This is a genomic window from Bosea sp. 29B (assembly GCF_902506165.1).
Lineage (GTDB): Bacteria > Pseudomonadota > Alphaproteobacteria > Rhizobiales > Beijerinckiaceae > Allobosea.
Genome location: NZ_LR733817.1, coordinates 909,039 through 922,188 on the forward strand (window position 1 = coordinate 909,039; position 13,150 = coordinate 922,188).

Consider the following 13,150-nt stretch of genomic DNA (forward strand, 5'->3'; position numbering starts at 1 on the left):
GCGAGAGCGTCACTCCGCCAACCAAAGATCGTGCCAGGACGACGAGCCCCAGCGCGGCGTGTTGGAGTGGTTGCGGGCCTTGGCGCTGATCGCGGTCAGGAAGATCTGCTCGATCGGCGTCCAGATCGGCAGCTCGGTGTTGGCGCGCCGCACGAAGTCGCCATAGAGCGCCTTGCGCTTGGCCGCATCGACCTCGGTCGCCGCGTCGTCGATGATCTTGTCCATGGTCGGGTCGGTCCAGTCCCACTGATTGGTCCAGGGCGCGCCCTTGGGCTGGCCCGACCGGTACCACACCGTGGTCGAGACGGCCGGGTCGTTGCGGTACTGGTGCCAGCCGGTGGCGAGATCGAAGGCGTGGTCGTCATAGACCTGCTTCAGGAAGCCGCCGCCATCGGTGCGGACGATGTCGACCTTGATGCCGACATCGGCGAGCGACTGCTGGATGAAGGTGGCGAACAGCGAAACGTCCTCGCCCCAGGGCGCCGGCAGCAGCCGCAGCGAGAAGCGCGTTCCCCCAGTGCCGGGCTTGAAGCCGGCTTCGTCGAGCAGCTTGGCGGCCAGCTTCTTGTCGAACGGATACTGCGGGCCGTTGTCGGCCGGATAGAAATCAGTCGAGACCGAGGGGATCGGCCCAGTGCCGCGCTTGGCGAAGTCGCCGAGGAAGTTCTCGATGAAGAACGGGATGTCGAGCGCATGCGCGATGGCACGCCGGACGCGGATGTCGGCGAGCTCCTTGCGGCGGAAATTGAACTCAACGGTGTTGGTGCGGGCGTTGCCCTCATTGCCCTTGGTCGAGACGATGAAGCGCGGGTCCTTGCCGAGGCGGGCCGAGTCCGAGATCGTCAGGCCCGAGAACGGGCTGTAGTGGATCTGCCCGGCTTCCATCTGGGCGGCGGCGGCAGCGCGATCGGTGACCACGCGCCAGACGATCCGGTCGAGATAGGGCGCATTGGCGCGCCAGTAGTTCGGGTTGCGCTCGGCGATGACGTGCTGGCCGCGCTCGTACTGGACGAACTTGAACGGCCCGGTGCCGACCGGCGCCAGATTGACCGGGTTCTGCCGGATGTCGCCCTTGCCCTCGTAGAGATGGCGCGGCGAGACATAGCCGAGATCCGGCAGCGCCCGCAGCAAGAGGTTGAGCGGCATCGGGCGCTCATAGCGGAACACCGCCGTCAGCGGATCGGGCGTATCGACCGCTGTGAGGAAGAGCTGCAGCGTCGAGCCGTAGTTCAGGATCTTCTTCCACATCTCCATCGCCGTGAACTGCACGTCGGCGGAGGTGAAAGGCTTGCCGTCATGCCAGGTCACGCCGGGGCGGAGCTTGAAGGTGATGGTCTTGCCGTCGGGCGCGGCTTCCCAGCTCTCGGCGAGCACGCCGACCGGCTGGCCCTTGGCGTCGAGGTCGACCAGCTGCTCCTGAATCTTGCCGCCGATGATGTAGACGCCGGTCGAAGCCTGCAGGCTGGGGTTGAGCTGGCGCTGCTCAGCGCCGTAATGGACGGTGAAGACACCGCCCTTGCGCGGCGTTTCCTGGCCGAAGGAGCGCATCGGGAACAGCACGCTCGAGGCGATGGCGGCGCTGATCTTCAGCGCGGCGCGGCGGGTCATATCCATGGATGATCTCCTGGGCCGGCGTGCATGTCAGGCACGATGCGGGCGTCACAAGGCCCCGTCAATGCGACGGGGCCGTTAGCGGAAAGGGGAAAGCCGCACTATTGCGGCAGGAAGGTCACGATCAGGCCATTGGCGGACGCAGCGGGAACGCTGAGTGCCGCACCATGCCGGACACCGACTGAGCCGAGCGCCTTGGCCGCGCCATCGAGGTCCGCGCTCGCCAGCACGATCGCCACGGCTCCGCCAGGCGCAGCGCCGGCTCGCACCGCCTCCGGGTAGCGCCGGGCGAGGCCGGCCGCATCGTAGAACAAGAAGTCGGCGCGCTTGCCGCCGGAGGGCACCAGCCAGCCATCGTCCTGCTGCTTCACCGGCTCGTCGATCAACCGGCTCAGATGCCCGGCTGCGGCCTTCGGATCGTCGGCGAGCACTTCGACGCGGATGATCCGGCTCGCGCCATTGGCGTGGCTCTGCAGCTCGGGAATCCAGACGGTCTCGCGAGTCAGATGCTGGCAGGCGAAGATGCGCAGGCTGCCGGGGTTCTCGTCGAGCGGCCAGCGGAAGACATTGAACTTGGCTTCGCCCTTGCCACCATTGGGCAGGTCGACCGGGCGGCCGAAATGCACCGGGCCAAGCGGCTCGAGGCCGCGGCTCTTGAGCTCGGCCGCACCAGCGGCAGCATCATCGGTGGTGAAGGCGGCCCGCTCGATCCCCTCGCGCTCCCGGAGGAAGTCGCGGGTCGGCTTGTTGTGCTCGGTCTCGGCGAGGATGCCGAGCAGCTCGACATAGTCGTCCCCGAACATGATCGTGTAGTTGCCGCTGCCGAGAATGGCCGAATGCGTGCCGCGCGGCGAGACGGTGAAGCCGAGGCTCTGCCATTGCCGGGCCGAGGCGTCGAGATCGCGAACCGTCACCACGACATGGTCGAGACCGAGAATATGCTTGAGCGGCATGACGCCCCCTTGTGACCAGAACCCAGCGGAAGGGAGAGTTCATCCGAACGGAAGTTAGGGCGCAACCGCTTCGGGATGACAATTCCGGCAGCCCCCGCTGCGCCGGAGACATAGCGTCCGGAGAATAGAATTTTCAAGGAGACGAGCGGAGAAGCCAAAATTTGGTAGAATCCATTCGTTTCAGCCAAGAAACATAGAAAACTATTCTCCCTCGGATGAACGGCTGGGAACGCCCTGCTTGCAGCTCGGCGGACATGGCGGCAAGGATAAGGCTGGCCCGCCACGCGGGTCCTCACTCATTCATGCCCAGCCGAAAGACGCCGCCGATGACTGCCCCCTCCCCCGTCACCTGGCCGCCCTCGCTCTGGGCCGCCACGGCCCAGCCCGGCCCTGTGCTCGGGACGCTTGAAGGCGCAATCGAGAGCGATGTCGTGGTGATCGGTGCCGGCTTCACCGGGCTTTCGACCGCGATCCATCTGCGCGAGAGCGGGGTCGGCGTCACAATCCTGGAGGCGGCCGAGCCGGGCTGGGGCGCCTCCGGGCGCAACAACGGCCAGGTCATCCCGACTTTGGCCGGCCACGATCCCTCTGCAATGACCGCCCGGCACGGCGAGGCCGGCGAGCGCTTCAACGCTGTGTTGCGCGATGCAGCACAATATCTCTTCGACCTCGTGCGCAAATACGAGATCCCGGCCGAAGCCGAGCAGGCGGGCTGGGTCCAGCCGGTGCATTCACCAGGGCGCTTCAAGCTCGCCGAGAAGCGCGTCAGGGAATGGTCGGCGATCGGCGCGCCGGTCGAGCTGCTCGATCGTGCGGCCACGGCCGAGATGCTCGGCTCGGATGCCTGGTTCGGCGGTTTCTGGAACCGCACCGGCGGTCACATCAACCCGCTCGCCTTGACCCGCGGCCTTGCCGAGGTCGCGCTCGGGCTCGGTGCGACCATCCATGCGCGCTCGCCGGCCGTGAGCATGACGCATCAGAACGGCCGCTGGCTGGTGACGACGGCAAACGGCTCGGTAACGGCGCGGGCGCTCGTGCTGGCGACCAACGCCTATACTGGCGAGTTCGAGCCCGGCCTCGCGCCGGAGATCGCCAATGAGGTCATCCCCGTCCTGTCCTGGCAGATGGCGACCAGGCCGGTCAGCGACAACATCGCCAAGACGGTGATCCCCGGCCGGCAGGCGATGTCGGACACGCATCGCGAGCTCTATTTCGCCCGCTGGGACGCCCGCAATCGCCTGGTCACCGGCGGCGCCGCCGTCCTGCCCGGCGTCGGCGGGGCCAATCTGCGCCCGACGGTTGCGGCGCGGCTGAAGCGACTCTGGCCGCAGCTCGGCGAGGTCGAGTTCGACTATGTCTGGTCCGGCTATGTCGGGATGACTCCCGACAACCTGCTGCAGCCGCAGGTGCCGGGGTATCCGCGTATTCATCAGCTCGGGCCGAACGGTTTTGGCTGGGTTGGCTGCAATGGCCGCGCCGTCGCGCTGTCGATCTCGCTCGGCCGCGAGTTGGCCAAGGCGACGCAAGGGACAGCGCTGGAGACGCTCGGCCTGCCGCTGTCGACGCCGAAGCCGCAGCCCTTCCAGGGTCTGATCCGCCGGATCGCGCCGCTCGCCCTGCCGCTCTACCGCAAGCTGGACGCGCGGGAGATCTAGGCGAGCTCCCCTACCAGGATCGCGCGGATTTCCTGCCAGCTCTGTTCATCGGGCGCGCAGAGCAGGCCGAGCGTCGGCTGCGCCGGCCGATAGGGCTGGCCGTCCAGCATGCGGACATGGCCGCCCGCCTCGGCATGGATCAGCGAACCCGGCGCGTGATCCCAGGGATTGAGCCGGCCATAGAGCAGGAAATGGCCGTTGCCGGCAGCGGCGAGGCGGTATTCGTGGCCGCAGCAGCGCAGCGAGCAGACATTCGCGAAGGCAGGCGTGCGCCCCGGCAGCGTGCTGCGCAGTGGCTCCGGGAAATACTGCCAGCTCATCATCCCGGTCATCTCGCGCGGGGCGGCCGGCGGTGCCACACGCAGGTCACGGCTGGTGCCGTCACCGGCGAGCCAGGCGCCTTCGCCGCGCAACGCCATGGCGCTGTCGGCAACGATGGGATCATGGATCACCGCGGCGACGACCTCGCCCTTGACGACCGCAGCGGCCATCACCGCAAAGAGCGGCAGGTCGGAAGCGTAGTTCAGGGTGCCATCGATCGGGTCGATGACGAAGGCGAGCTCGGCATCGCCAAGCCGCTCGATCAGCGCAGGATCGGCAGCGGCAGCTTCCTCGCCGATCAGCACCGCGCCCGGAAAAGCCTTGGCCAGCTCGGCGCTGATGAAGCGCTCCGCTGCCTCGTCGGCCTCGGTGACCAGATCGGTCGCCGAGCGCTTCTCGCGGATCTCGCCCTCGCCGAGATTGCGAAAGCGCGGCATGACCTCGCGCCGACCCGCTTCGGCGAGGATGCCGGCAAGTCTCTCATGGTCCTGGCGGGTAAAGATCATCGTGGTCCAGTCGGCAAAGGGAGTGTGGCAGGGCAATCAGGAGAAAGGTTTACGCATTCCCTTCCCCCCGCTTGCGGTGGGGAAGGGTTAGGGATGGGGGGCCGCAAAGCAGGGCTCGGGACTTCTTTCATGTCGCGCTAAGCGGCACTGCCCCCACCCAACCCTCCCCNAAACGCCCTGTTCGCGGGCCACGAGGTCGGGGCGGAAAACTGGGCGCTGCTATCGTCCCTCGTCGCCACATGCAAGCTCAACGACGTCAATCCCGTCGCCTATATCGCTGAAACCCTCGACGCCATCATCAACGGCCACCCGCAAAGCGGCGTCGAAGATCTCATGCCGTGGCGCTTCCGGAAATCCTCAATCCCTAATCCATAGGGTGCTGGCGCGGCGCTTACGAACAAAAGGGGCAAGCAGGAAGGATGTGTCTACCGAAGAGCAGCCTCAAGCGAGGATTTCCGCTGCTGCCAATCGGGCATTACGGCGTCGAACATTGAGCGCCACTCTTTGCCGTGATCAGGGTGGAATGCGTGCACTAGTTCGTGACAGATGACGTAATCGATCAGCAACGGGCTGGCGCGAACCAGATCGACGTTAAGCACGATCCGCCCTTTTGGCGTGTAACTTCCCCAACGCTTCGATAATTTCCGAATGATAAGTGGCGGCTTCGTAAGGCCCTTGCGGGCAAACGGCGGGAAGACATGTTCGAGACGCTCACGAAACACATCGCGTGATTGCAGCGCGTAGAAGGCGGTTAGAAGGCGTCGGTAGTGGGCTTGGTCATTGAGCTTCCTGACGCCTACCAAGAGACGAGCGCCATCTATCCGGACGCAAGGATCATCGATGGCTTCGATGGCCAATCGATACTGCCGCCCAAGGAACAGATGTGTCTCGCCAGAGACGTAGCGCCGTTCGGGCGTTCGAACCGGATGGTCCGCGATACTATCCAATTGTTGAAAGATCCAACCGCCTCGGCGATTTACGCGGCGAACGATTTCGGAAAGATCGGCGGACATCGGCGCAGTGACATTGATCGAGCCATTAGGATCGACTTCAATCCGGAGGTAACGGCGCTCTGCACGTACGACCTTGCCCGTCGTTCGGCGATCACCAAAGGTGATTTCAATCAGGAGATCCTCTGGCGGCATTGTAGCGCCTATTGAGCGAGTCGAACTCTCGCCGAGGCGAGAACATCGTCAACGACCGCATCAAGCACCGACGGTTCTATGAACAGTCCCCGCCGCCCGCGCAGCTCCTCAAAGAAAAAATCATCGATGTCGTTCCGGATTGCGTTCTCGACATCGCGATCATTCTGCCAGCCGACCTTGCGCCGCTTCTGAACGATCGAACTGAACTCCAGCGCAATGTCGGCCGCAAGCTCAGCGTCAGGCGCCCCGCTCGCTTCGAGATTACGTTTGGCCAGCCCCCAAAAAGCCTCGGCATGGCTATCACTTCTCAGTCGTTCCGGAGTTGGTTCTCCTTCGCCGCGCCCTGACTGGACGCGGTCACGTAGGCCTTTGATCTGAGCCAGATACTCCAGCTCGCTCAAGCGGCCCTCGTGGAATTTCCGGATCGTGTCCTTCACGAGCTTCGAAAAGCGATCGAAAAGAATGGGGTCCTCGTCCCATTTCTCTTCGACGATCCGCGTGAGCTGATGTGCGATCGTATCGGCGATCGACGCGTCCGTTTCTTTCTTTGAATTCCTTCGGACTTCGATGGCCAGATCATCGAAGATGTTCAGCGGTTCAACTAACTGAATGACGTCGCGCGCCACAACATGCCGATCCAACAGTTGCCGCACTCTTTTTTCGTAGTCTCGCCAATCAACGCGCTCTGCGTATCGCAGACTCACGGCAGCGCGGAGCGCCGTGAATCGGCCGAGATCATCCTTCCAGCGCCGGAGGGCTTCCGGCTTTGTCGCTTCGATGAAGCTAGGAGAAGCAAGAGCGACGCTCAAGGACCGACCAAATTCGGTCAGCCTACGATAAAACTCTTCGCGGATTACCTCATCGGCAAGCAGCTTGGCATAAGCTTCAGCATCATAGGTATTCGAGATCGACTTGAAAACGTCGAGCAGCGCCGCGTGAGCATCCGGCACTTTGCCAGCCTCTTCACGGATAGCAACAATCGTTTGCGCGATATCCACCTCGCTAAAACCTTCAAGCTCGTCATAGGCTGACAAGGCTTCGCCAAGGTCTTTGAAGACGCCTGTATAATCCACGATGAAGCCGAACGGCTTTTCGGGAGCGCCATCTTCATCGAAGACGCGGTTCACGCGCGCGATGGCCTGCAATAGGCCATGCTCCCGCAGCTTGCGCGCGACATAAAGGACCGTGTTGCGGGGCGCGTCGAAGCCAGTCAACAGCTTGTCGACGACAATAATGATGTCAGGGTCGGATGGCCCCTTGAACTGCTCGATGATCGTCTTGTTGTAGGCATCTTCTCCGCCGTACCGATCCATCATTCGACGCCAGAACGTGCGGACGAGATCATCGTCGCTCTCGTCGACCTCATCTTCGCTTTCGCGCATGTCCGGCGCGGAAATCACGACTTCCGTGGTAACGACGCCGAAGGTGTCGAACAGCTTCTTGAGCTGGATCGCCGCCCGTTTCGAGGATGCGGCAACCTGGCCTTTCAGGCCCGTACTTTTGAAGTTGGCGAGGAAGTGCTGGCCCACGTCAAAAGCGATCGATTGCAGCCGGGATTCGATGCCTTCGATCTCCCGCGCGCGGCTCATCTTGCGCTTCAAATCGGCCCGCTGCGCATCGGATAAGTCGCGAGTGTGAACGTCGAACCAGCGATCGATCTGACCTTCGTCGACGTCAGTGACGACTTCGCGCCCCTCATAAAGGAGCGGCACGACCGCCTTGTCGCCGACCGCATCGCGCATCGAATAAGCGGGCTGCACGAGGTCACCGAACTTGGCGAAGGTGCTCTTCTCCTTCTTGGCGATCGGCGTGCCGGTGAAGGCGATGAAGCAAGCGTTCGGCAACAGCTCGCGCATGCGATCATGCATGGAGGCCAGCGCCACCGACTTCGAACTACCGTGCTGGCTCCGATGGCTTTCGTCGACGAGCACGAAGATATCTGGCGAGGTGTCGACAACTCGACGCTTATTGAGACCCGCCCGGAACTTGTGAATAAGCGTGGTGACGATCGGCGTCCGATCTTCGATAAGCGTGAGCAGGTTCTCGCCCGTTGCCGCCCGTTTCGGCTCATGTCCGGTCGCACGAAAGGTCTTGGTAATTTGATCGTCCAGGTCAGTTCGATCCGTGACGATCACCATCCGCGCGGCGGTATGCGACATCACGATAGACTTGGCGAGCATCACCATGGTGAGGCTCTTGCCAGACCCTTGCGTGTGCCAGACGACGCCGCCTCTGCGCTTGCCTGCCGCGTCGAGCTCTTTGATCCGCTTCATCAAGGCTTCGATCGTCGCGACCTGCTGATAGCGGGCAACCTTCTTGTGGGGCCCGTCGAACAGCATGTAGTGCCGCACGAGCCGCATGAAGCGTTCCGGCCTACAGAGCCCGACAAGCGTCTCATCTAGCGGCGTCGCAAAGCGATTACCGTCTTCCATCAAGCCGTCGTGGCGCTTCATATAGGGAGCGAAATCAAGCGCGACGCGCCTGTATTCGATGCCGTCCAGCGGCCTATTCACCACATCGGCGATGAAGCTGTCCGGGTCTTCCCGCTCTTTCCACACACTCCAAAGCTTGCGCGGCGTGCCGACCGTGCCGTAGCGTGGATCATGGCTGTTGGCCGCAACGAGAAGCTGCGCGGAATAGAAAAGCGCGGGGACGCCTTCGCCAACCTTCTGATTGCGGATTTGCTGGCCGATGCCCTCATCGGACGCGACGTGCGAGGCCTTCACCTCGATAACACCGAGCGGAATGCCATTAACGAACAGCGCGAGGTCGACGCGGATGGTTGTGCCTCCCGCCTCACTCACTGTGTATTCGGCTGTCACCTGAAAGCTGTTGGCCCGCCAGTCGGCCCAATCAATGAACTTGAAGGGCCACTCACGCGACGTCGCGCCGATCGTCTGCGGCAGGGCGATGCCTAGCAACAAGTCATCGGTCATGCGCTCGTTGGCGCGCAGGACGCCTTCAGGGATGCGATCGGCAAGTCGCCGCACTGCAGCGTCGATATTGGCTTCGGAGAACGCATGGGCGCGCCCGTCGAGGTGGATGCGGTTGATCCGGGCGAGGTCCTTGCGCAGTTGCGTTTCGAGAAAGGGCAGACTGCGCCGTCCGTCGCGCCACTGATCGGCTTCCGCCTTGGTCACATAGCGCCAGCCGCAATTGATCAGCGTATTCAGCGTTTGCAGCTGCGCTCCGCCAGCCTCAGAGGTGGTGAACTGGGGGGAGCGCGTCATGGCGCACCGCCGCCCTTTGGCTTTCGGGGCTTCTTGGCCTTGGTCGAAGCTGGTTTCTTGATCCACGCGAAGGCGCAGGAGAAGCCAAGTGCTTGAAGATCTTTTGCGGCCTGACGAAATGTCACGAGGCTAAAGAACGGCAGCCGCGCGGTATTTTGAGCGCAGAGCACGCCGTAGATTACCTTGTGTTTCGCGGGATCGAGGGATGTTGATGCGCCCGCCAACTGAGCCTGGTAGCCGGTCAAGGCAAACGCCGCTTCTTGCTTCCCGATTTCAACTCGAAGCAAGTCGCGGAAAGCGCCGTCCATCTTCAAGACGCGCGCTGAGACCGTGCCCTGATTGAATAGATGGCTGAGGCGCGACGAAGAGGTGTGGTCCTTGACGTGAACGAACGCGCCGTCTTTTCCGAGGAAGTCGCATGCCTCAATCGCGTAGTTCGCGCCGGTCGGCTTAACTGTTTTCCTATCGAGACAAAGCAGATCATGTCCGCCTGAAGCGACACGCTTGTTGTAGCTCTCTTCGTTGTCATTCGCCTCAGCAAGCGGCAGGGTGTGGATTGGGATCGTGGCGAAAAAGTCCGAGACTTCTTTCGCTAGATTTGCTTCGATGCAGTACCATCGATCGCCTGACAGCACGTACTTCTGGCCATCGACTTCGGCTTCGAAGACAAGGCATTCCTTGATCTTCCAGCTTCCGCCCTCGTCCTTCCCGTTCGCATCGCATTCGTGCGCCTTGTGCAAGACAAGATGCTCAGCCGCGTACGCCGTGACACCTCTTTCCTTCAAATCAGCCATATAGGCGCTGATTTCGAGATCAGTGTGAATGTTGGTCGAGCGGAACCCCTTGAACTGTATGTGCCGCGCCTTCTCGGGGTCATAGATGACCGGATAGGCAAGATGCAGCGTGTCGGGAATCGGCCCCGTCAGAGCCCCGTGAAGGGCGGCGGCGAGGGCCACATTGAGCTTTTCGATCAATGCCTTGTCGCGCACATGCTTGATCTGATCGACCCAGCCGAAATTCGTCTTGTAATCGGTCTTGCTGAACGCAGTCAGCGCGTCGGCGCAAACCTGAGGTAGGTCGCCGACGTCCATTTCTTTCGTCAGCGTCAAGCCGTCGCTGCCGGCCACTCTCAGCGCAAACGTTGTATCATGCGGCTCGCCAGCCAATCCGCGGACGATGTCACGTTCAATGTCGATGCTGAACGCCGTCTGGTCCGAGCGACGGGCCGTCTGAGTGCGTCGGGTCGTCGTGTTTTCGTCGGGCGTTCGGATGTCAGCGCTGCGAAGCTTGGTCGGCGCAACAGTGTTGAGCACCACGCGCAAGCCGAAGTCTTGCTCGAACGCGTCGGGATCAAGCTTGACGTGTCCAAGCCCAAACGACAGTGCGAACCAACGGCCCTTTGTTGACAGAAAGATGAGACCATAGGCGGTGACGTTGAAGATCGCTTTCTTCTGCTGCTCCGTCAGGTTCAGGAACTTAGCCCATTTCGGCGTACCACCGTTCAACGTGTCGAGCGCGATCTTCGCGCCCTCCAACTTGTCCCATTCCGATAGAGTCACGCCCTCGCGAACCGCTTCATCCGGCTGCTTGTGGTCCCGGAGCAAGCGGATCGATACCGTATGCGTCTTCTTGCTCATCACGCTCCCCTCACGGCCAGAAGAGACACGGCAACGACCGGATCGAAACGCGCATCGAGCCGCCAGCCGCCGGTCAGCAGCTTTTGCATGAGACCGCGCCTTTGAGTGCGCAGGCGATCGAGCTGTTTTTCGAGGCCATCGATCTCTTGCAATCCACCAACAACAACCGAATGCGCAATATCCACTTCGCGAACGCCTTCAGGAACTCGGAGCTGGAAGGCTTTCAACCCGTCGAGGTCGATGCTTTCGACCGTGGTTCCGGTTTTCACTGTGGCCCGCCGTAGGCGGTCGGCTTCGGCATGGATCAGCGCTGCAATGATGCTACCGAAGCGAACATCAGACATGACTAGCGCCTTGATGTCTTGATTGAAGGACACCGGCCTTGTTGCGACAGCTACGGGCACTTTGGTTCGGAGAATGCCGCTGCGCGTGACGACCAGCACAGAGCCTGCGGGAAGCAGTTGAGTTGCACTCTCTCGAACCGCGCGAGCCGTGATCGTGTCTTCTGATGAAGACACTTGCCATTCGGTCATATCCTTGGGCGACACCCATGGAATGTCGCCATTCTGCCAATAGTCGTTTACGACCTTGCTTGGCGTGCCGCCGCCAACCCATCGACCAAGCTTTCCGAGCGCGACAGGTTTCCAACGATTTTGGCGTAACTCGCCTACCAAGAGCCGCCAACGCCGCCGCTTTGCGTCGATGAGCTGTTCGGTCTCGGCGATAGCGCGATCCCATGTTTCCAGAACAGCGACGATCCGCCGTTGCTCGTCGAGAGGGGGAACGTCGAATTCCCAGCCCATCCAGTCTTCGAGCCGGAAGACCAGCTTCTCGACATGGACACCGATGCTTGAATGGAAGCAGGTCTGCTGGAAATAGACCGAGTGCGACAACGCGTTCAGGAATGCGAGGTCAAGCTTTGGTGACGTGCGAAACGCCGTGTACTCATTCGACACCACAGCGCAGTGCAGGCTTTCCGGCACGATGCCGCAAGCCCCATGGGACACCTGCCGGTTGGAGATCAGGAAGTCGCCACCCTCGACATAGAACTGAGTCTTGGTCTTGATTTGATCGCCGCGCAGCGTCTCACGCGCAACGATGCCACCCCGGCTGCGCTTCGCCGTAACGAGCTGATAGGCTTCGGCGTCACGAAGCTTCGCCGGTCGTACAACCCTACGCAGGAGGTCGCCCAGGAAGTATCGCGTCCATCCCTTCGGCGTTTGTCCAAGCTTAGGAATGCCAGCCTGAATGCTCGGCGGATAGGCGGTCGCGTTCTCAATTTCGATGTCTTCGGGGGCGTCGCTCATCCTGCACCCCCGCCGATCCTGCGCTTGCGCCAGTCGCCATAGGTTTCGCCGGTCGTCGCGTGCTTCCAGTAGAAGCGGCCATTGACGTTGCCGCCATAGACCGCGCCCGCCGCGCCGGAAGGCGAGTCGAAGGCGACATCGGCGGTGAAGCGCAGGAACTTTGGATCATCCGAGGGCGTCAGTATGCCGTCTGTGATGAGTTCCGCACGGCGGCGCTTCAAGCCCTCGCCGCAGCTCGGAACTTCCAGCGCCTTCGCCAGCGATCCGGCGAGCACGACGAACTCGTCGCCGGCCTCGCGAGCGGTCGCTTTGGTGCCGGCTTCTGTAAAGGAGAACACGGCATCGCCATCCATCGGCGATGGAGCCGCGACCGGCATCGCCGTTTCCGCTTTCACCAACTCGCCCGCCTCATGCCCCGCCGGACGCAGCACGTCAAAACCGAGCACCGGGAGCAGCACCTCGATCTCGTCGAGAACGCGCTCCATATCGGCGATCTCGGGTTCTGGCAGGCCCTTGAACGGCGGCTCCGTGCCGTTGACGAGCTTTGCACGGCCTGCGCCGCGAATGGCCGCGATGATCCGGCTTTCGAGATAGCGCCCATGCGCCTTCGTCAGGTTTTCGTCCTTGGAGACGATCAGCACCGTGCGGGTGAAGAACTCCTTCGTCTCATCGCTGTCGTGATGAGCGAGGCGCGTCTTCACCTGATCGCCTTCGCCGACATAGACGAGCTGGCGACCCGGCATGTTGGGATCGGGGCCCACGAGTAGATAGATGCCCGTGCGCGC

General features: G+C 62.3%; 9 protein-coding genes and 1 pseudogene. 2 read left to right on the forward strand and 8 right to left on the reverse strand.

Annotated elements, in window-relative coordinates:
* Positions 1-9: 9 nt before the first annotated feature.
* Both GV161_RS04385 and GV161_RS04390 read right to left on the reverse strand, forming a co-directional pair.
* Positions 10-1,614 (reverse strand): ABC transporter substrate-binding protein, encoded by a 1,605-nt coding sequence (locus GV161_RS04385; protein WP_152012912.1) that lies wholly within the window; start codon positions 1,612-1,614, stop codon positions 10-12.
* A gap of 98 nt (positions 1,615-1,712) precedes the next feature.
* Complete coding sequence (locus GV161_RS04390) at positions 1,713-2,564, reverse strand: VOC family protein (protein WP_152012913.1); 852 nt, start codon at positions 2,562-2,564, stop codon at positions 1,713-1,715.
* 326 nt (positions 2,565-2,890) lie between these two features.
* Between GV161_RS04390 and GV161_RS04395 the strand changes: the two genes are divergently transcribed.
* Positions 2,891-4,219, forward strand: a complete 1,329-nt coding sequence (locus GV161_RS04395) for an FAD-binding oxidoreductase (protein WP_152012914.1) — start codon at positions 2,891-2,893, stop codon at positions 4,217-4,219.
* Here GV161_RS04395 and GV161_RS04400 read toward each other — a convergent pair.
* On the reverse strand, positions 4,216-5,046 hold the full coding sequence (locus GV161_RS04400) for an inositol monophosphatase family protein (RefSeq protein WP_201302988.1): 831 nt from the start codon (positions 5,044-5,046) through the stop codon (positions 4,216-4,218). The two genes, GV161_RS04395 and GV161_RS04400, sit on opposite strands and share 4 nt — an antisense overlap.
* Positions 5,047-5,216: 170 nt before the next feature.
* On the opposite strand from GV161_RS04400, the pseudogene GV161_RS04405 reads away from it, so the two are divergent.
* Positions 5,217-5,421: pseudogene (locus GV161_RS04405) on the forward strand (transposase domain-containing protein); the annotation flags it as partial.
* A 50-nt stretch (positions 5,422-5,471) separates the two neighbouring features.
* Here the strand turns inward: GV161_RS04405 and GV161_RS04410 are convergent.
* Genes GV161_RS04410 through GV161_RS04430 form a run of 5 tightly spaced genes read right to left on the reverse strand, consistent with a single transcriptional unit; the run spans position 5,472 to position 13,108 of the window.
* Complete coding sequence (locus GV161_RS04410) at positions 5,472-6,191, reverse strand: SprT family zinc-dependent metalloprotease (RefSeq protein WP_152015857.1); 720 nt, start codon at positions 6,189-6,191, stop codon at positions 5,472-5,474.
* Between the two features lie 8 nt (positions 6,192-6,199).
* Positions 6,200-9,421, reverse strand: a complete 3,222-nt coding sequence (locus GV161_RS04415; protein ID WP_152015856.1) for an HsdR family type I site-specific deoxyribonuclease — start codon at positions 9,419-9,421, stop codon at positions 6,200-6,202.
* Complete coding sequence (locus tag GV161_RS04420) at positions 9,418-11,058, reverse strand: DUF6119 family protein (RefSeq protein ID WP_152015855.1); 1,641 nt, start codon at positions 11,056-11,058, stop codon at positions 9,418-9,420. The genes GV161_RS04415 and GV161_RS04420 overlap by 4 nt, the downstream gene beginning before the upstream one ends.
* A complete protein-coding gene (locus tag GV161_RS04425; RefSeq protein ID WP_152015854.1) occupies positions 11,058-12,365 on the reverse strand; it encodes a restriction endonuclease subunit S in 1,308 nt (435 codons plus the stop codon). Before GV161_RS04425 ends, GV161_RS04420 begins: the two co-directional genes overlap by 1 nt.
* The gene (locus GV161_RS04430; RefSeq protein WP_159650136.1) at positions 12,362-13,108 is read right to left on the reverse strand and encodes a GIY-YIG nuclease family protein; all 747 of its coding nucleotides are present in this window, start codon (positions 13,106-13,108) and stop codon (positions 12,362-12,364) included. Before GV161_RS04430 ends, GV161_RS04425 begins: the two co-directional genes overlap by 4 nt.
* Between the last annotated feature and the right edge of the window lie 42 nt (positions 13,109-13,150).

Excerpts from the sequence above, each read along its gene's own strand:
- GV161_RS04385 (WP_152012912.1), bottom strand. The coding sequence starts at position 1,614 with ATGGATATGACCCGCCGCGCCGCGCTGAAGATCAGCGCCGCCATCGCC.
- GV161_RS04390 (WP_152012913.1), bottom strand. The coding sequence starts at position 2,564 with ATGCCGCTCAAGCATATTCTCGGTCTCGACCATGTCGTGGTGACGGTT.
- GV161_RS04430 (WP_159650136.1), bottom strand. The coding sequence starts at position 13,108 with ATGCCGGGTCGCCAGCTCGTCTATGTCGGCGAAGGCGATCAGGTGAAG.
- GV161_RS04425 (WP_152015854.1), bottom strand. The coding sequence starts at position 12,365 with ATGAGCGACGCCCCCGAAGACATCGAAATTGAGAACGCGACCGCCTAT.
- GV161_RS04395 (WP_152012914.1), top strand. The coding sequence starts at position 2,891 with ATGACTGCCCCCTCCCCCGTCACCTGGCCGCCCTCGCTCTGGGCCGCC.
- GV161_RS04415 (WP_152015856.1), bottom strand. The coding sequence starts at position 9,421 with ATGACGCGCTCCCCCCAGTTCACCACCTCTGAGGCTGGCGGAGCGCAG.
- GV161_RS04410 (WP_152015857.1), bottom strand. The coding sequence starts at position 6,191 with ATGCCGCCAGAGGATCTCCTGATTGAAATCACCTTTGGTGATCGCCGA.
- GV161_RS04420 (WP_152015855.1), bottom strand. The coding sequence starts at position 11,058 with ATGAGCAAGAAGACGCATACGGTATCGATCCGCTTGCTCCGGGACCAC.
- GV161_RS04400 (WP_201302988.1), bottom strand. The coding sequence starts at position 5,046 with ATGATCTTTACCCGCCAGGACCATGAGAGACTTGCCGGCATCCTCGCC.